The organism is Cytobacillus sp. FSL M8-0252, from assembly GCF_038007345.1.
Lineage (GTDB): Bacteria > Bacillota > Bacilli > Bacillales > Cytobacillaceae > Cytobacillus > Cytobacillus kochii.
In genome coordinates this window covers 1,470,075-1,488,183 of sequence record NZ_JBBOWZ010000001.1, presented here as the reverse complement: position 1 = coordinate 1,488,183, position 18,109 = coordinate 1,470,075, and the positions used below count along the sequence as shown (strand labels likewise).

The window sequence follows — 18,109 nt, the reverse complement described above, 5'->3', positions numbered from 1 at the left end:
TTTCCCTCCTTAAAGGACAAAATAACTAACTGTTAAACCAACAATAATCGATACACCTAATGACCATTCATGTAAAAATTTGAGTTGATGACTTTTATTTGCAATAAAACTCACGATTAGCATCGCAGCAGCCGCTGTTAAAGCAACAATAGCTGTTTCCACCCCTTTGAATATTTCACCTGCAACAAAGTTACCAAAAACCGCAAGCATAGCAGCACTTGACACAATCATCATAATGGGGAGTTTGCCATCTGCTTGTTGTTTATTTGATACTTTCCTTTCAATCTTTGCTAATGATTTAGTAAATAAGAAGACAAAGAGTAGCCAACCACATCCACCAATACATAAAACCCATGCGACAGTTGCAAACGCTTCTGCAGTAAAACTTTCAGATCCAAGTTCTGTTCCATAAGCGGTTGCAGCCAAATTGGCGCCCATCGATTCAGTAGCAGCAGAACCTATAATGCCTATTCTCATTAATGTTAAAGGGTCACCTAGTAAAGTAATTAAAGATACAGCTACAACCACAATCCCAAATGAAGGACCTATTGCGTTAATCATCCCAACTTTTAAAGCGCTGTTAACATCTTGCTTACTTAGACCTACACTTTCACTTGTTTTCTTTGCCATTTGAATAAATTTAATTCCTTGGAAAATGACTACACCAATGACTGTAAGTGAGATAATCCACACAACTGGATGGCTTGCTATTTTTATTGCCTCCTCCATCATCATCCTCCTAAAATTTATAATTTTCTGTTTTTTATGATAGTTATATTGAAAAACAATTTATACAAGCTGTCAATTATGATGTAAGGAAATCTAACAATTAAAACTCCGCAAAGATAAGGATATTTACTTACTTTAATAATTCTTTTTGAACAATAAAACGCTTTCATCGTTTTATTAGAATAAAAAAATCGAGGAAAACTCCCCGATTTAGGTATTACGATTTATTTTTAAAAAACAACGGTTTTATTACCATATACAATCACGCGATCTTCAAGATGCCACTTTACTGCTCTCGCTAGAACACTGCGTTCGATTGAGGCTCCTTTTCTCTTCAAGTCCTCTACTTCATCCCTATGATCAACTCGACTTATATCTTGCTCGATAATCGGCCCCTCATCTAAATCATTAGTTACATAATGTGAAGTTGCACCGATAATCTTCACTCCGCGAGCATAGGCACGATCATATGGTTTCGCACCAACAAATGCCGGTAGAAACGAATGATGAATATTAATGATTTTATTAGCTTGAGCAGAAACAAATCGAGATGTCAAAATTTGCATATAACGAGCGAGAATGACAACATCTATATTATACTCTTCAAGTAATTGTAGCTGCTTTGTTTCCACTTCTTCACGATTTTCTTTCGAAGCAGGGATATGGTAAAAAGGAATTCCTAATGACTCAACAATTTCTTTTGCCTCTAGATGGTTACTGATAACTAATGGAATTTCCATCATCATGTCGCCATTCTGCCATTCTAATAGTATCTCTCTTAAACAATGGAGCTGCTTTGAAACAAAGATTGCCGTTCTTTTTAATTCACTATTTTGTTGTAACTTCCATTCCATTTCAAAATCTTGAGCAACATTTATAAATGACTCTTTCATTTGTCCAAATTTTTGTGGAAGTTCAGGACACTCAAATTCAATGCGCATAAAAAAGTTGCCACCTTCATGATCAGTGGAATATTGACTGGATTCGATAATATTAGCTTGGTGTTGAAATAAAAACTTCGAAATGTGGGCGACAATCCCTGGTTGATCAGGGCATTTGATGAGCAAGCGACCCCTGTTTTTATTTTTCTCTTTATAAACTTTTGCTTGATTATTAAATAATGTATTCATGTTGCACTCCTTCAAACTATTTATTGCATTTTAACCTTTTCTTTCATAAAGACGCAAACCTTTTGCAAAAAAAAACACACTCATTGTACATTGCTTGAATTTAGACCCCATTCTCTTATACTATAATAGGAGCATGCAACCTGTGTTTTTATGTTACAAAAATATGACTTTAGTGGCATTTTTGACATAAATAATCGTATTTCGACAAAAAGGAAGGTATAATTATAAAATCACAGGATAATAGTTTCATATAAGGAGGAATTATAAGATGGAATGGGTATTAGCCATTTTACTTGGTGCAGCTGTTGTGTTGCTCATTTTATCATTTGTTAAGGGTAAACAATCGAAATCAGAACAAGAACAACATATTGACCAGGTTTCTTTTTCCTTAATGGATGAAATTCACCAACTACAGCAAAAAGTAAAATTCATGGAAATAGATGCTGAGATAACAGCGGTAGAAGCAGGTACATCTGAAGTACAATCGGATCATAGATTACTTCTACGTGAAATGATTGACCTACATAGAAGAGGATACTCCAACGAAAGCATCGCTCAAAAACTAAAGATGTCATTACAAGAAGTGAATAACCTACTAGCTCCATACGAAAAACGTAGTACGGAAAGGAGTAAAGTAGCTCAATGAGTGAGAAAACGATGCGCAGCTTTGCTGGTGGTTTAATTGTCGCAGCAGTCATTCTCGGGATTACTTATTTCCTTAGTCCGGCCGAAAGCAAACAAACAGAAGCTGCCGAGCCAAAAGCAACAGAAGAAGTCGATCAACCCGCAGAAGCAACCAAAGAAGAACTTAGTACTGAAGAGATGGAAAAAGCCTTACAATCTCAAGGATTTATTATTCATAGTGAAGAAGAATGGAACAATATTAATAAAGATATGAAAGATATCGCTTCTGTTAAAGAAGAAAATGAAAAGCTAAAAAAGCAACTTAACGATGCAAAAGAAAATGAAAATGAAAAAGCTGTTTACCGTACGATGCTCACAGTTACCTCTGGTATGACTAGTATCGACGTCGGTAATGCACTTGAGTCTGCAAAAATCATTAAAAATGGTAAAGACTTCTTTGATGCCGTAGAGAAAAAGGGTCTAGAAAATGATCTACGTCCAGGGACTTTTGAAGTAAATAGTGACATGTCAATGAACGAACTTGTAAATAAGGTATTTAAGAAATAACCATCATGGGAAAAGCATCTGATGTCATCAGGTGCTTTTTTATTGCCTTCCTAACTCTTCGTTCATAAACAAATAGTGAGTAGCAACTGTTTCCTCATACCAATCAGAGCGATTTCAGATAGTTAACTGCTCGTATTCAATTTGTCGGTCATCATGTGTAAAAATCGGAAAGATTGCTGCGCAAATTTGATTTGCTCAGTCATCAATCATGCATTCTACAATGTTAGCTGCACAAACTCGATTTACACTTACATAAAGCATAAATTCTTCAATTGAGCAAAAGTCGACTTTCCCCTACTTATAAAGATATTTCGATAAAAAATAGAGCAAAAGCTACATAACTCTCTAACGTTGCTTAAGTTTCTAAGAAGAATATGAATAATCGTGATATATTAATGTCAAAATACTCCTATATCATTCTATATCGACCAAAAATGAGTGAAGTTTAAATTGATAAAAGAAGATTGGGGAATGTTCATTATGAGTATTTATGTATATCAATCATTTCAACTAAAACAAGAAAACTTTCAAGAAGGCATACAAAATCTCGCTAATATCAAAAGCTTTCGCAACGAAAACTACAGTCACGAGGTTGAAATTCTCTGCCCTATTTCCGGTAATGACCATACCTATTGCCTCATTGCCATATATGAAGGACTCGCCGAGATGGAATTGCAAAATAAAAAAATGTTTGAAGACGAGAAGTATAAGAAAATGATTAGTGATTTCTTCATCGAGCATACTGTTCAGAATAGTATAGAGACCCAATTGTTACGAAGCCTCCAATTACCACCTAAGACAAAGAAATAATAGATAAACATTTCGTTGCCCTATACAAATATCAGAAAATTCATTATAATTAACGCGTCTTGGATTACTTGAAAAGAGGCGTTAATTATGACAGATAGAAGCGATCAAGGTAGGAATATACTTATTTTTATAGGGATTATCACAATTGCATTCAATTTACGCCCTGCGATTACTTCAGTTGGCCCCATTATTGGTGACATACAACATGAATTGCAGTTTAATACGAGTACAGTGAGTTTACTAACCACGCTCCCTTTATTAGCCTTTTCAGCTATCTCCCCCTTTGCTCCTTTTTTTGCAAAAAAATGGGGAATTGAGAGGGTGCTTTTCTGCGGTCTAACACTGATAGGTCTAGGTGTCTTCATGCGCTCTACTAATTTTATTTTCATACTATTTCTTGGTACCTTCATGATCGGGTTAGGGATAGGTATTTGTAACGTGTTACTCCCAAGTCTTGTTAAAGCACAATTCCCATTAAAAATAGGGCTAATTACTGGCATATATACGTTAGCAATGGGGGTATTTGCTGGCTTTGCACCAGGTATTAGTGGAACACTTTCTAGCAATGGGATTGCATGGAAAACCAGTCTACTAATTTGGGTAATCCCTATTTTACTTGCTTGTCTTCTATGGATACCATTTATTAAAAAGACACCTAAAAAAAACCCTGTTCCTCTCCTTTCATTCTCTACATTGTTTAGGTCGGGAATAGCATGGCAAATCACCGGTTTTATGGGGTTGCAATCGTTTATCTATTTTGGTTTTTCCACATGGTTACCAGAGATATTGATAGTAAAAGGTTTCACGTTAGAAATGGGTGGTTGGATGCTAACTATCATGCAAATCTCGGGTTTACCAGCGAGTTTTTTTATTCCTATTTTAGGAGAAAGATTATCACATCAAAAATGGATTGGGTTAGGGATTGGTACAACCCTTATTACAGGTTTATGCGGGTTATTTCTCACTTCAAATATGGTGATCACATTTCTAAGTATTATCCTCATTGGTCTTTCTTTAGGAGCTGCGATAAGTCATTCATTAGCATTAATGAGTCTACGATCTATGAACAGTGAACAGGCTGCCTCTCTTTCTGGCATGGCCCAATCTTTTGGTTATTTATTGGCAGCATGTGGTCCTTTCTTACTTGGACTTCTTTATGACCTTTTTCACCAATGGCATACAGCATTTTTTGCCCTTATTACTATTGCCGTTCTTTTTACTTTATGTGGGATCGGGGCTGGAAGAAATGTTTTTGTGCAGGAAACCACAAACCTCAAGCAAACCTCTTAAATCATTTAGCTGGGTTCATGATTACAACCCAGCTTTTTTTACTTACAACTCTTTGATTACAGGGATCCAAATTTCTGAGTAAAAATCGCTACGATTAGAGCCATCTTCAGGATATACCTCTAACTCAGCGGTTCCCGCATGTCTATAACCGCTTGTTGGAAACCATTCTGAGAATATTTGTTTCCACGTTTGCTGGATTGCTTTAGGCATCTCTCCTTTCACTTGAAATACGGCCCAAGTTGAGGCTGGAATCGTTATTGTTTCAAAGCTAGTAGAATGGCCCTCATGATTGACAGCAATCCAATAGTCAATCTCCCTTTGATTTATATGATCCACGCAAACACCAAGTACACCTTTTATTGAGCCATTATTTAATGAAAGTAAGCGATCATAAGTCCCATCTTGATTCACTTGATTCCATAACTTTGGGATTTCTGCTAGGTTTTCATCTTTTTCAAGGGAATAATTTTTTCTTAAGCCTACTACTTGAAAGCTTTCTTTTGAAATAATCGTATGATTCATTGGTTCGGCTCCTTCTAATGTTACATGTATTTTTAAGGGCTGATATAATTTCAACTTTCCACGGTATTTCTTTACTTCTGATGGTGAGATATGATGTTGCTTTTTGAATGCCTTAGTAAATGCTTCTGGGGTTTCATAGCCATATTTTAGAGCAATATCAATAATTTTCTCATCATTATTACCAAGCTCAATGGCTGCACCCGTTAATCTTCGTCGCCTTATATATTCCCCTAGCGTCATATCCGTTAAAATCGCAAACGTTCGTTGAAAGTGATAAGGAGAAGTATTCGCTTGTTTGGCTACCTCCTTACTGTTTAACTTTTTCAACAGGTTTGCTTCAATATAATCCAACGCTTTTTGTATATCTGTTACCCAACTCATAGACTCTTCTCCCTTCAGTTTGATTGTATATCGCATCATTTATTTACGCCTGTCATTTATTGCTCTGTTTGGATAGGTTAACTCCGGTCGCATAAAGGAACAAATACTTCCTATTACTGCAATATTCCTTATTCCACACACCATTTTCACATGATAAGTGTACATAATATTTATCTTAATTCGAAACACTAGAAAAGGTAAAAGAATTACAGTAGGGATTTTTCCATTTAATATCAGGAGTTACGCTTTGACAATAAAAAAGGTGGTATATGATAGTGAATAATGAAACTAAACATCAGAAATTCGGGGCCGTCTTTTATTGGTCAGTCGGTATTTTACTCGTTTTAATTTTTATCGGTGCATTCGCTCCAAAAGTGATGGAAAACTATACAGCTGCTATTCAATCAGCCATCACCTCTACTTTTGGCTGGTATTATTTAATCATAGTCACGATTTTTGTCTGTGTTTGCTTATTTTTAATTGTTAGCCCATATGGGAAATTAAAACTGGGGAAGTCAGATGAAAAACCAGAATATAGTTATCCTACTTGGTTTGCCCTTTTGTTTAGTGCTGGGATGGGAACAGGTCTTCTTTTTTGGGGAACAGCAGAACCTATTTCTCATTTCGCTATTGATTCTCCTACAGGGCAAACGGGTACCGATCAAGCAGCTATGGACGCTTTAAGGTATGTCTATTTTCATTGGGGTATTCATGGTTGGAGTATATACGTCCTTATTGCTCTTTGTCTTGCCTTTTTCAATTTCCGTCGAGGGGGAGATGGTTCAATTAGCTCTACACTATCTCCTATTATGAAAAATACAGACGGTCCGTTAGGTAAAATAGTGGATATTATCGGGATTATTGCCACTGTTGCAGGAATCGCAACTACTCTTGGCTTTGGAGCTAGTCAAATAAATGGTGGGATTTCTTACATTTGGAATATCCCTAATTCTTTTCTTATCCAATTAGTGATTATTATCATTATTACAGTCATTTTCTTAATATCAGCCACTACTGGGATTGATAAAGGTATTAAAATTTTATCCAATGTCAATATGATACTTGCCCTTGTACTCCTAGTCTTTTTTATTGTTTTTGGTTCGACTGTTTATTCTTTAAATTTGTTCACAGATACGATTGGGAAGTATATACAAAGACTGCCAGAAATGAGCTTTAGATTAACACCAAATAATGAACAAAGTAGAGAATGGATTAATAATTGGACAATTTTTTATTGGGCATGGTGGATGGCATGGTCACCGTATGTTGGCACTTTTATAGCAAGAGTATCTAGAGGAAGGACCATACGTGAGTTTACTATTGGAGTATTGCTTGTACCTACCATCGTTACATTTATTTGGTTCGCTTTCTTAGGAGGCACAGCTATCGATATGCAAATGACAGGGATAGCTGATTTGGCTTCGATGAATACTGAGCAAATGCTATTTGGGACATTGAAAGAGATGCCTATAAGTTTTATCACATCTCTCCTCTCTCTCATCTTGATTTCCATTTTCTTTATTACTTCAGGTGATTCAGCTACGATTGTATTAGGTATGCAATCAGTAAAAGGTGTGTTAAATCCTTCTAATCGTAATAAACTCATTTGGGGCGTCTTATTATCAGCCATTGCTACTGTATTGCTTTACTCTGGAGGGCTTCAAGCACTACAAAATACAATGATTATTGCTGCATTCCCATTTTCCTTTGTAATGGTTCTAATGACTATATCCTTAATAAAGGAACTTCAGCAAGTGAAAAGAGAAATAGAGCTTTCAGGAGCAACAAAAGATAAATTGATGTCAAGAAGGTTACAAAAGCAATTAATCAAACAAGAATTAAAAGAAGAAAAACGTTGGATTGAAAGTAAAATGGAAGAAGAGAAAAAGCGCTTAAAAAAGAAAAAGAAAGAAAAAATGGAAGAACTAAATAACAAGAAGGAGGAATAACCTTCCCCCTCTTGTTTTTTTACTTCTTCACAATGTAGCTGTTATTCTTCTAGCCACTTCAATACCATTCTCCATACAATCCGGAATCCCTGAACCATAGTAAGAACTTCCTGCTATATACACACCAGGATATTTCTCTATAAGTGTTTGTTCAATCCCTTTGATTAATTGCGGGTGGTCCAGTGTATAAGTAGGCATTAATTCATTCCATTTTGTTATATCCCATACAATGGGTTCAGCTGCTAGTTTTAAGCTTTTCTGTAAATCTTCTCTTGCTAGATCAAGTAATCCTATATCTTCCATATCCTTCACTCTACCGAATGAAGGATGGCTACTTTTGTAAAAGAGACGGACAAGGAGATTTCCACTTTTAGACGTATGTTTCCATTTTCTACTTGTCCATGTACATGCATTACAATGTAGCTCATTATTGTTTGAAGTAATAAAGCCAGTTCCATCTTCGGGTAAAACCGCATCAGGAACATCAAATCCTATGTAAACACTAATGAGTGAGCTGTTTTTCATGTTAGAAAAATACTGATTCAACGCTGCGTCATCAAGTAATTGTTGCGCAACTTGATGTGGAGTGCTTAAGACAATATGATCTGCTTTCATCACTTCACCATTTGAAAAACTCACCTTATAATGTTGCTTCTCTTTTTGTATTGATTGTGCCTCGTATCCTTTTTTGATTTCCACTGCTCCAAGAGATTTTTCATATGCGTCAATAATTGTTGAAAGACCATTTTTGAAAGAGAGGAACTTCCTTTCACCGCTACTCTGATATTTCTCCTTATGATCATTGAACCCCATGATAATGCTTCCGTATTTCTTTTTATATTCGAAAACAGCTGGTAAGGTAGATGAAATCGTCAAATCTTGTAGTTTTCCAGAATAAACACCCGATAATACTGGAGCAATCTGCTTCTCTACTAATTCCTCGCCAAAATAATAGGTAAGAAAGTCACCAATACTATCTTCAACTGTAAATGGATTCTTATGGTGATAAACGTCTTTTAATGCTCGAACTTTACCTTCAGCAGAGACTAATGTAGTTTTAGCCAATGACTCGATACTTGTCGGTATACCAAATACAGCATCAACTGGGATGGGCTTTATCTCGCCATCGGTAAATAAATAAGAGCGACCTGTCCCGTTATAAACGACCTCATCACTTAAATTCAGTTCTGAAAAGATTTCTCTCCCCATTACTTTCCTTGAGACAATAGAATCAGCGCCCGTTTCCATCATAAATCCATCCGCTTCAACGGTTTTAATTTTTCCACCTAGATGATTTTGTGCTTCTGTTAATATAATGCGAATGTCGCGATTGTTTGCGTTTTTCCATTTTTGTAGTTCATGGGCAGCTGACAGACCATTTATGCCACCACCGACGATCAACACCGTTTCCATTACGTACACCTCAACTTTTTCTCAATGATAATAGTTTATCACAACATCACTACTTCAACTCAATCTCTATCAACAATTGAATGACTTTTGCATTTAAAAAAGATTTTTTTTGATAAATATGTAGGGATACTTCATTTCACTTACGTCTATTAAGTTGTATTCAAAAGAAAAGGTGGGAAAATGCATGATTGAGGTAAATAAGATTTATCATTCTTTTGAAATAGGTAAAAAAGAGAAGAAAACGGTCATACCTGTTCTGAAGGATGTATCATTCCAAATTAACAAAGGAGAAATTGTATCCATTGTAGGTAAAAGCGGATCTGGAAAATCAACTTTACTAAATATTATTAGCGGATTTATTAAACCAACGGATGGTGAAGTTAAGATTAATAATCAAACTGTGACGGAGCTTTCTGAAGGAGAGTTTGCCTCCTTTAGACTTCAGCATATCGGTTTTATCTTTCAAAACTTTCAATTGATTCCAAGTATGACAGCATTCCAAAATGTTGAATTGCCGTTAACTTTTAAAGGGATGAATGAAAAGGAACGTAAACAAAAAACGTTAGAGACACTTGAGCGTGTTGGACTAGCAGAGTTTAAGGACCATTACCCAAGCGAATTATCAGGCGGACAACAACAACGGGTCAGTATTGCTCGTGCACTTGTAGTGAATCCACCTCTTATTCTTGCTGATGAACCAACGGGTAGCCTAGATAGTGACACCGAGAAAAGCTTACTCGCTTTCATTAAACAATTAAATGAAGAATTAGGGATTACTTTTCTTATCATTACTCATGATGAAGAGGTTGCCGAGTTCGGTCATCGCACAATAGAAATTGTTGACGGTCGTGTATTGGAGGAAGTAGGGAAATGACATTTAAAGATCAGTTTAAGTTCGTTAGACAAAATTTAAAGAAAAATAAATCTAGGTTATTTATGACAGTACTTGCTACTGCGATTGGTGTTGCATTCTTAATTGTACTTGCCTCTGTCGGCTTCGGACTTCATAAATCGATTATTTCTGATATGATGCAAAACCAATTGGTTACCCAAGTGGAGATATACGGGAAAGAAGATTCACAAGGACTAACAAATGAAGATATTACTTATTTTGAAGAAATGGACGGAGTGGAAGCCGTTACCCGCAGGAATGAATTGGCGCAGATGCCTTTCTTCCAACTAGATGACTATACATCTAATACGAATGCCATCGTCACACACTTTCCATCAGAGATTAAAGCAGACTTCAAGCTCGCCTCTGGGCGCTTACCTGAGGGGGAGAATGAAGTTGTTGTCGGTTATCACTTTACTGAAAGCTTAATTAAAAACGGTGCTAACCCTGAGAAATTGTACGATGATGAAGGAAATATCAACGAGGACTATGTCTATACTGATGACTTGCTAAATAAAGAAATGGACATGGAAGTCATTAAATTAACAGATGGGAAAGAAACGAAGAAAACCATTTCTGTTAAAATTGTAGGAATCGCTGAAAAGCCTGCTCGCGATTGGGCATATGAAGCACATGTCTTTATTTCCGAAGAAATCTTACAAGAAGTTGAACAATTCACTGGCGTTATGCGCGGTGCCACTGAAATGTACGAAGGCGGCGAACTTGACGCCAAACAATCGGAAGACGTCTATGATTATGTAAAAGTATACGCAAATAACGTTCAAGAAGTAGAAGGAATTAACAAGACTCTTGAAGATAAAGGCTATATGATTTATTCGATTGCCAATGAAATGAAACAAATGAATGTCATCTTCCTTATTATGAAAATCGGCCTTATCTTTATTGGTACGATTGCATTGATTATTGCATCTATTGGTATATACAATACGATGACAATGGCTGTAACGGAAAGGGCACCGGATATCGGAATTATGAAAGCGATTGGTGCACATCCACGTACAATTAAAAATATCTTTTTATTAGAAAGTACTTATATCGGCTTATTAGGCGCCATCTTTGGGACGATTGTTGCTTATGGTGTCAGCTTCCTAGTCAATTTATCTGTACCATTTATTATTCAAACAGCATTTGATGAGGCAGCTCCAGAAGGACTATTATTGTCATATATCCCTTGGTCACTGACCCTTATTAGTGTCGGTATTTGTTTACTCGTTACCGTATTCTCAGGTCTCCGCCCTGCAAAGAGAGCAACAAAAGTGGATGTTCTTAAGGCGATGAGAAGAGAATTATAATCAAAATCAGTACCATAACAGGCCACCCTAAAGCCAGTTTTGAGCATTTCTTCATTTGCACAACTGGCTTTTTCTTTTTTTATCATTTCACTTAAACCAATTCGCCCCTTCATCCATGTGAAGAAAAGGAATATCCGTGTCCACTTTACCAGTCATTCTCTCGATTGATAACTCTTTTCCTAATAGCCAAGAAGCAAAGTCAATCTCATAAGGTTGTTGATTTCCTCCCAATGCCATCCATACTTTTAGGCTACGCGGAAAATATACAGATGTATGAATAGTCCCCGCCCAGCTTCCATACAAATCAGAAAATACACCTTTACCTATACCATTCATCAATTGAAAAGCTTGCTCTGGACTACTCATTGCTGCGCGATTTTCTTCCATAACAGCTAAACGACGCTTTGAATCTGCTAATTGATGACGGTTTTCTGATAAGAGTTTCTCAAAATGGTTTGTACAGGATAGAGTTTCACGCACTGTCACTTCTCTTGGGGTGGTTTCCACTGCCGCACTTCTTCCCTTCTTATCATGAACAACATAAGTAAAGGAATGACGATGAGGAATTTCTTTTAACATCGCAACTGCTTCTTCAACATCTTGACATGACTCTAAAATAAGTCTGCCAATCATACAACAAATAAAACCATCACCTGGTCTTCTTCTATTCATAAAGTTATAGCCCATTGCTAAACCACACTCATTCATACCATCCATTCGCCCTGTTACTCGTTGCGATGGACCAATCATACTATAGCCCATTCCATCAGTCGGTTGGAATAGTGTATATCGCCCTTCATATGTTTTGGGATGATAATCATAATTGCGGATTAAATAATCCTCACCTATATATATAGAACAGCCTGATTTATGATGATTCACGCGATAGCCACCGTATTCTTGTAATACCCGCTCTATTGGCCATTCTAATGCCTCTTGTAAACCCATTAGTTCATCCCAAACACCTGGAGCAAAGTGTGTAATCATCGACTTTGCTTCTTCTACATTGATAGTAAAGCGTGGCTTCCTTACCTTCCACTGGTCTTCTCTATTTTTCACGGACAATGAGTCCTTTAATAACTCCCCTTGCAAGAAACCATAATCATAATGATTGCCTCTAAATTGAATAATATCACTATAGATTTTCTTCATATGTATCCTCCTCACAGTTGCTCTCAACATAAGCATACTGGAAGTCCTTCGGAAAATAAAGACAACTCGCCAGTGCAAATTAAAAAGCAGGAAACCATTAACTTTTCAACTAATATTCTACTTGTTGTGTTCATAATCATTAATGTAAACTCCTTCCATTTCATTCTTTTGCCAATACAAAAAAAACGAACAAAGCTATTGAAATAGCATTTGCCCGTTTTAATGCAAGAACTTCTTTATATCGTTTTATTAATATTTCTCCCAGACTGCCTCTCATAATTGCGTATAATCATGCTATTTCCCTTCGTCATGGCGAATCTTTCATAGTACGGAACTAAATCATCATCACAAGATAAGTCAATCATATAAATATCGCTCAGTTCCTGTAGCATCATCTTTACAAGTGTTTCTCCAATACCTTGCTGTTGATAGTCTGGTCGTACTTCTAGCAGCGGAATGTATGCCGAGATCACACCATCACTGATAGCTGTAATAAAGCCTACGACTCTATCGTTCGTTTCATCAATGGCCACAATCGCTTTATAGCTATTGTGCATTAGGTATAGATGCGTTTTCGGTTGCGGATAATTCCCCCATCCCACAAAAAAACCTGATAGCATGTCTATCGTTATATCTTGTAGATTACTCGTATATATCATTCTTTAACCCCTTTTCTCGTTAGATTAGGCTGAAAAGAAGATATATATTGATTCATATAATAACAAACAACTTGCCCCTTTCTTACTCTCTCAACTAACTATTCTACAGTAACCCTGGTTATCCTGCCTTCAGTATTAGTTTGAAGTAAACCATTTGTATAACTGTTGCGATTCAATAGTTAGGTAAACATTCGTATCTTTTCTAAAATCGATTACACCAGCCTGAGAAGTATTGACACGATCCGCTGTTAATTTCCAAACTTTTGGTCCAGCGTAATATTCATGATCTGTCACGACTTTATACCATGTATTGCCACCCTCTTGTGATTCTGTTATTGTAAAATTACCGACCTTTTTCTCGAAGTCCCCATTACCTTCTCCCATTTTCACTTCAATGACCTTATTACCTTGGTCATTTTTATAAAAATTCACTTCTTTATTTGCTGTTGTTCTGATATCCCCTGAAGGTGTTGCCTTAAAAGCGATTGAACCAGTATAATACGGAGGTCCTTCCTCTTCATCTACTTGAGTAGCGACAACTTTCAGTTTTAAATTTCCTGTTTTCCCTTGGAAGTTAATATCATTATCACCATGTGGCCACCTTGCGAAAATACGAAATTGCTCGTTATCCACTGTCGGTTTAAATGTTGAAGTATGATCGATTTCCTTCCACTCCCCATTCACTTTTCTTTCTAATGACAAAACAATTGGCGAATTGCCATTGGCAGGGAATAATTTACCCGATGGAATTAAATCTACTTGATACTCAACGGGCACCTTCGTATCATTTTTTTGAATTTCAAAAGCATAAACTTTGACAGGATCCATCCCTGGGTAAAAATTCTCACCTAAGGAGAATTGTCCATCCCCAATTGTCTCACCGCTTTCATTCACTGCGTTCACATTAAATTTTGCAGCTTGAACTGTGTTTCCTGTACTCGTAAAGCTTTTAGAAAAATAAGCAACTGTCCCAAAAATAGCTGTAGCAATTAATAATAATGCCAATGAACTTAACGATAATTTTGTTTTCAACTCTTCTCCCCCTCAAATTCATTTATGATTTTTTTGTTCCTTTTAAATAGCTTGTCTGAAAAAATAATGGCAAGAACAATGAAAAACATCAAACTTAAACCAATTGGACTGATCAAGAATTCAGCAATAGAGCCTACTTTCGGCAACACCCATTCTACTTTACCTGTTAGATGTTCAGACCGTATCTTCGTCTCATCCTCAGTATTATTTGCATCGCCTTTCGTCTTAAAAAATGAGCCAGATTCATCCTTAGCTACTTCAGTTACTCTGTGAGTGACAAAGTCTGCCCCATTTCGGTATGTAATCACATCATTTTCGTTGATTTGATTAAACGTAGATTGTTTAACCACAACAACATCACCTGGTGAGATACTCGGCTCCATGCTTCCTGTTAATACAATAAGAAGACTTCTCCCAAATAGAGATGGTGGCTTTTCTTGATTTTGGTCACTAGTGATTAGCGTGTATAAAGAAAGAACACCTAATAAAATGAGAAGGACAAATAAACTATTACCAATGACCGAAATGACCTTTCGAATACTTCCTCCTCCCTTCTCGTTTCAATTGTTCTTCAATTAAGAATAAATATAGTAATATTAGGAAAATATGACAAGAGAGTAAATACCTAAATATTCAGAAATTTAAGTATAAAAATCAAAACCTGTAACAAACCACTACTTTTTACCTAATGATTTATTATTCCTATCTTATCATTCGTTTACGTAACAATTTGCTATAAAAGTAGAAAAAAGCCCCTGTCTTCAAATGATATAGAGGGCTTTTTGGACTATTACTATTTATTCATTTATAATTCTGTTCTAATCATCCATAACTCAGGGAAGAACTGTTGATCAATGACTTTCTTTAGATAACCGACGCCAGATGAGCCACCTGTACCTTTCTTGAAGCCTATTATTCTCTCTACTGTTTTCATATGCCTAAATCTCCATTGTTGAAACGAATCCTCAATATCTACTAGTTTCTCTGCTAATTCATAGAGCTCCCAATACTTCTCGTTATTTAAATACACCGATTTCCATGCTTCTTTAACCGATTCATTATATTCATAAGTATCTTCTACATCTCTACAAAGTATCGTCTCATCAATTGTTAATCCATTACGCTGTAAACAATGGATACTGACATCATAGAGACTTTTTGCTGCATATGATTTCAACAACTCTTCTTTCAAGTCAGCATCTTTTTGATAGATTTTTAGCACATGCGGTGTTTTATACCCTAGTGCGAATTCTATCATACGATATTGATAAGATTGAAAGCCTGAAGCTTGGCCGAGGAAAGGTCGAAACTCGATATACTCAGATGGTGTGAGAGTAGATAGAACGTCCCAAGCCTGTATAATTTGAGATTGTGTTTTCGTTACCCTAGATAAGCATTTTTGTGCTGTCGACAAGTCATCAGCTTCAATGGCTGCAATACTTGATTGAATTTCATGTAAGATAAGTTTCATCCATAATTCAGATACTTGATGAATAATAATAAACAACATCTCATCATGGTGACCAGACAACCTTTTTTGCGCGCCCAGTACTTGATCTAGTTGCAAGTATTCACCATATGTCATATTCTCATCGAATGCGGTATGTATCCCATTTTCATTCTCAAACGGGGGCTGCCCCTGTTTATTTGTCATCATGCACCCCCTCCTTCTAATTTTCTTATTACTGCTCTTACTGGACTGCCATCCCCGCCTTCAATTCTTAGTGGAAGAGCAATCAGTTCATAGTCTCCCTGTACAATATCATGAACAACGATATTTTCTAGTATATGAATATTATGTTGATGGAGCTTATGGTGAATAGGTAATGCTTTACTATCCAATTCATCCACTGACGGAAAATCAACACCAATCAGTTCCACCCCACATTTTTTTAAATATAACGGGACATCTTCACTGATGACAGGGACCCTTGTTGGAAAATGCTTTGGCTTAGGCTCACTACTCGTTTTGATTAATAGTCGCTTTACATTCTGTAATGGGAATTGGTCTAATAAGGCGGTTGTGATTCTTTCTTCACCTGATAAATCAATCAGTTTAGCTCTACCAATATACAAATTAATATCTAATTCATTTGTCTTTTTACCATCTTCTATAAAATGAAACGGTGCATCTACATGGGTACCGATATGTATACTTGTAGACAGTTGACCAATATTAACCGAACCAGTCTCTTCTCTCGTTGCAGATAAGTTAAAAGAAAAAGCTTCATCTCCTGGCCAATGTGCCATCCCATTGTGCAGTGGCTGAGAAATATCTATCCAATGTCCCATCAGGCAATCACTCCTCGTATATTTTCGAACTTTTTATATGTTTCCTCTTCCATGATTTTCTTCAATATGTTTATTGCACGCCATACATCTTCAAACGAATTATATAAGGACACAGGTGCTAAACGGATTCCATCTGGCATGCGAAAATCAGGAATAACACCTTCCTCCTTTAAAGCTTTGCAAATTCTCGCAGCCTCTTTATGCCCAAGTAAAATATGTGCCCCTCTACTCTCATCCGTGCGGTTGTATAGTTGAAAGGCAAAAGGTTTTAATTCATAGTGAATTAAGTCCATCATATAATCTGTTAATTGCAAAGACTTTTGCCTAATAGCATTAATCCCAACTTCATCAAACATAGAAAGCGCTCCCAATAATGGTGCCATACTTAAAATTTGTGGCGTGCCCATTTGATATGCACTTGCGTCATCTGCTACAGTCATCTCATGTTCCATGTCAAATTGCTTCTGTTTATGAGAACCAAACCAGCCAGCTAAGCCAGGAGCTGTTCCATGATGACATTCATTGATATATAAACCACCTACAGCACCAGGTCCACCATTTAGATGTTTATAATTGCACCAAAAGGCAAAGTCAACATTCCATTCTGTTAATGAATGGGGAATGGCTCCAATGGAATGACATAAATCAAAGCCAATTAGTATGTCTCTTTTATGAGCTTCTTCGACTAACCTTTTCATTTGGAGAATTTGTCCACTTCGATACAATACACTAGGTAAAATAATGAGTGCAACTTCTTCATTCATCGCTGCAATAATATCTTCTTCGTGAATAAATTGACCATCTCTACTTTGAATACTAATAAATTGTTCCTCTGAATAGCCTCTCATACGAAGATGACTTTTGATCGCATAAATATCAGACGGAAAGTTTAGCTCATCCGCGATAATCTTATTTTTACCTTCTTTTGGTTGGAAAAAGGTAGCTAATATTTGATGCAAATTAACTGTCGTAGAATTAGATGCGATAACTTCTGCTTTCTTAGCTCCTACGAGCTTGGCCAAGCTTTCCCCAATTGTTTCGGCCATATAATACCACGGAGCCCCTCCCTCGGTCCAACCATCAATTGCGTATTCCTTCCATGATTGAATTACTTCATTTAGTGATTTTTCAGCTCTTTTAGATAATAACCCTAAAGAGTTTCCATCTAGATATATTAAATCGTCTCTCAGGTAAAATTCCTTACGATATTTTGCCAGTTGATCTTGTTGGTCTTTCTCCATTGCAAACGCAAGTGAGTATCTGTTCAAGCAAACACAACCTTTCTGAAAATTATCTATATCGCGAAAATTATAGCTAACTTCTTTCATCTTTGCAATGAATAACCGTTTAAATC

General features: G+C 36.5%; 18 protein-coding genes. 7 read left to right on the top strand and 11 right to left on the bottom strand.

Going from position 1 to position 18,109, the window contains the following annotated elements; all coding sequences use genetic code 11:
* Positions 1-9: 9 nt before the first annotated feature.
* Together MKX83_RS07690 and purU are read right to left on the bottom strand one after the other, a co-directional pair.
* Complete coding sequence (locus MKX83_RS07690) at positions 10-729, bottom strand: DUF5058 family protein (protein WP_322910061.1); 720 nt, start codon at positions 727-729, stop codon at positions 10-12.
* Positions 730-959: 230 nt separating this feature from the next.
* Complete coding sequence (gene purU / locus MKX83_RS07685) at positions 960-1,859, bottom strand: formyltetrahydrofolate deformylase (protein WP_095370034.1); 900 nt, start codon at positions 1,857-1,859, stop codon at positions 960-962.
* 268 nt (positions 1,860-2,127) lie between these two features.
* Here purU and MKX83_RS07680 point away from each other — a divergent pair, with 268 nt between their 5' ends.
* From MKX83_RS07680 to MKX83_RS07665, 4 genes are all read left to right on the top strand, one after another.
* Positions 2,128-2,505 (top strand): hypothetical protein, encoded by a 378-nt coding sequence (locus MKX83_RS07680; protein WP_095370035.1) that lies wholly within the window; start codon positions 2,128-2,130, stop codon positions 2,503-2,505.
* Positions 2,502-3,050, top strand: a complete 549-nt coding sequence (locus MKX83_RS07675; protein WP_340978232.1) for a hypothetical protein — start codon at positions 2,502-2,504, stop codon at positions 3,048-3,050. Before MKX83_RS07680 ends, MKX83_RS07675 begins: the two co-directional genes overlap by 4 nt.
* A gap of 480 nt (positions 3,051-3,530) precedes the next feature.
* Positions 3,531-3,860, top strand: coding sequence for a hypothetical protein (locus MKX83_RS07670; RefSeq protein ID WP_095370037.1), 330 nt, complete (start codon positions 3,531-3,533; stop codon positions 3,858-3,860).
* 87 nt (positions 3,861-3,947) lie between these two features.
* Positions 3,948-5,150 carry a CynX/NimT family MFS transporter gene (locus MKX83_RS07665; protein WP_341054914.1) on the top strand — a complete coding sequence of 401 codons (1,203 nt, stop codon included), beginning with the start codon at positions 3,948-3,950 and terminating at the stop codon, positions 5,148-5,150.
* Positions 5,151-5,192: 42 nt separating this feature from the next.
* Here MKX83_RS07665 and MKX83_RS07660 read toward each other — a convergent pair whose 3' ends face one another.
* Positions 5,193-6,053 carry an AraC family transcriptional regulator gene (locus MKX83_RS07660; RefSeq protein WP_341054912.1) on the bottom strand — a complete coding sequence of 287 codons (861 nt, stop codon included), beginning with the start codon at positions 6,051-6,053 and terminating at the stop codon, positions 5,193-5,195.
* 275 nt (positions 6,054-6,328) lie between these two features.
* Between MKX83_RS07660 and MKX83_RS07655 the strand changes: the two genes are divergently transcribed.
* Entirely contained in the window at positions 6,329-8,002 is a 1,674-nt protein-coding gene (locus tag MKX83_RS07655; RefSeq protein WP_341054911.1) for a BCCT family transporter, read from the top strand.
* A gap of 27 nt (positions 8,003-8,029) precedes the next feature.
* Here MKX83_RS07655 and hemG read toward each other — a convergent pair whose 3' ends face one another.
* Positions 8,030-9,415 (bottom strand): protoporphyrinogen oxidase, encoded by a 1,386-nt coding sequence (hemG, locus tag MKX83_RS07650; RefSeq protein WP_341054908.1) that lies wholly within the window; start codon positions 9,413-9,415, stop codon positions 8,030-8,032.
* A 184-nt stretch (positions 9,416-9,599) separates the two neighbouring features.
* Between hemG and MKX83_RS07645 the strand changes: the two genes are divergently transcribed.
* Positions 9,600-10,289, top strand: a complete 690-nt coding sequence (locus tag MKX83_RS07645; RefSeq protein WP_341054905.1) for an ABC transporter ATP-binding protein — start codon at positions 9,600-9,602, stop codon at positions 10,287-10,289.
* The gene (locus tag MKX83_RS07640) at positions 10,286-11,620 is read left to right on the top strand and encodes an ABC transporter permease (RefSeq protein ID WP_095370042.1); all 1,335 of its coding nucleotides are present in this window, start codon (positions 10,286-10,288) and stop codon (positions 11,618-11,620) included. The genes MKX83_RS07645 and MKX83_RS07640 overlap by 4 nt, the downstream gene beginning before the upstream one ends.
* Positions 11,621-11,707: 87 nt before the next feature.
* On the opposite strand, the gene MKX83_RS07635 is transcribed toward MKX83_RS07640, so the two are convergent.
* The 7 genes from MKX83_RS07635 to kynU form a co-directional block, all read right to left on the bottom strand.
* The gene (locus MKX83_RS07635; RefSeq protein ID WP_307318029.1) at positions 11,708-12,772 is read right to left on the bottom strand and encodes a C45 family autoproteolytic acyltransferase/hydolase; all 1,065 of its coding nucleotides are present in this window, start codon (positions 12,770-12,772) and stop codon (positions 11,708-11,710) included.
* 236 nt (positions 12,773-13,008) lie between these two features.
* Positions 13,009-13,431, bottom strand: coding sequence for a GNAT family N-acetyltransferase (locus tag MKX83_RS07630; RefSeq protein ID WP_095370044.1), 423 nt, complete (start codon positions 13,429-13,431; stop codon positions 13,009-13,011).
* A gap of 135 nt (positions 13,432-13,566) precedes the next feature.
* Positions 13,567-14,463 carry a hypothetical protein gene (locus tag MKX83_RS07625; RefSeq protein WP_180316991.1) on the bottom strand — a complete coding sequence of 299 codons (897 nt, stop codon included), beginning with the start codon at positions 14,461-14,463 and terminating at the stop codon, positions 13,567-13,569.
* Positions 14,460-14,981, bottom strand: coding sequence for a signal peptidase I (locus tag MKX83_RS07620; protein ID WP_322910077.1), 522 nt, complete (start codon positions 14,979-14,981; stop codon positions 14,460-14,462). Before MKX83_RS07620 ends, MKX83_RS07625 begins: the two co-directional genes overlap by 4 nt.
* Before the next feature lie 287 nt (positions 14,982-15,268).
* Positions 15,269-16,117 (bottom strand): tryptophan 2,3-dioxygenase, encoded by an 849-nt coding sequence (gene kynA, locus MKX83_RS07615; RefSeq protein WP_180316992.1) that lies wholly within the window; start codon positions 16,115-16,117, stop codon positions 15,269-15,271.
* The gene (gene kynB / locus MKX83_RS07610) at positions 16,117-16,755 is read right to left on the bottom strand and encodes an arylformamidase (protein ID WP_095370048.1); all 639 of its coding nucleotides are present in this window, start codon (positions 16,753-16,755) and stop codon (positions 16,117-16,119) included. The genes kynA and kynB overlap by 1 nt, the downstream gene beginning before the upstream one ends.
* The gene (gene kynU, locus MKX83_RS07605; protein ID WP_341058599.1) at positions 16,755-17,996 is read right to left on the bottom strand and encodes a kynureninase; all 1,242 of its coding nucleotides are present in this window, start codon (positions 17,994-17,996) and stop codon (positions 16,755-16,757) included. Before kynU ends, kynB begins: the two co-directional genes overlap by 1 nt.
* Positions 17,997-18,109 lie beyond the last annotated feature (113 nt).